The organism is Dietzia sp. SLG310A2-38A2 (genome assembly GCF_014145095.1).
Classification (GTDB): domain Bacteria; phylum Actinomycetota; class Actinomycetes; order Mycobacteriales; family Mycobacteriaceae; genus Dietzia.
The window spans coordinates 1366-2441 of the sequence record NZ_JAALDX010000539.1 but is presented as its reverse complement, the minus strand read 5'-3'; the positions used below and the strand labels follow the sequence as shown (position 1 = coordinate 2441).

Below are 1076 nucleotides of genomic sequence, written 5' to 3'. Positions count from 1 at the left end.
CCACCGGGGGAGAGAGACGCCTGACTCCAGCGGGTAGGGGTCAGGGCCCCACCGGCCTCAAGAATCTGGCCGCGCAAGCCCTAGCAAAAGTGTTCCGCTAAGCGTAACGTTACGGCTATGGGAACACTGGTGAGGTCATGCCCGATATGTGATGACGAGGTGGACCGCGGCACGCCGATGGCCGACGCGAAGGTGGGTAGGCGAGCTGACCGGCGCCGGCGACCGTGGTGGACACGCGAGCCAGTGTGCCTACCGTGCGCGAGAGAGGGTATGCAGCTCGAGTCAGATGACGGTAAGACGGTTGCTCATCCCGACCCTCTACCGAGGCTAAGCCCTGTCGTGGTGTGCGAGGTGTGTGGCCAGAAGGTCCACATGGAGTCGGATAAGCGCCGGAAGCACGTCACCTGTTCGAACTCGTGTCGGCAGAAGCTCTACAAGGCGAGACATGTTCCAGTACCCGTAACGTGTGACGGTTGTGGGAACACGTATGAGCCCGCCCGGTCCGACTCGAGGTTCTGTTCCCCGGCCTGCCGTCAGAAGGCGTACCGGGAACGTCACCGTTAAAGACAGGGAGTGCGGAACCCCTACGGGGTGCTGGTGCTTGATCCCCTTCCCCACGGTTTGCCCGGTCACCATGTCGGCATAGACCATCTGCCCACGACGAGTAGCCCGCCCCGTATGGGTGCGAGCTTGGTCGTGACCCCCGGTAGCGTCCGGCCGGACACCGCTACGGGAGCGCCCCAGCCCGTTCTGGGGTGTGCACACGGGAGTGGTCTTTTTAGGGGTGGACTACCTGAAACACCCGTCTAGTTGGCGCGCTGAGCGCCGATCCCTGCCCTACCCATACCGAGGCATGGGCGGGCGGGAACGCTGCTCAGAGGGCGTTCTAGGGGGTGTTGTCGAGAAGGTTGCGGATAGCGGCGTCGCGCTGGTCGTCGACGAGCTGCGCCGCGTCTAGGAGTGCCTGACCGAGGTGGCGTGCCTCGTCGACACTGAGCGACTGGGCCGGGGTGGTGCCGTTCCAGAGCCACAGGCCGATGCCGGGCACGTCCTCGTGTGAGGACTGCTGGACCCGA

The 1076-nt window shown here is 64.7% G+C and carries 1 protein-coding gene; it reads right to left on the bottom strand.

Annotated elements, in window-relative coordinates; all coding sequences use genetic code 11:
• Nucleotides 1–886: 886 nt before the first annotated feature.
• Nucleotides 887–1076 (bottom strand): hypothetical protein (locus G6027_RS17015; protein WP_194306717.1); only part of this gene is annotated, 190 nt, incomplete at its 5' end.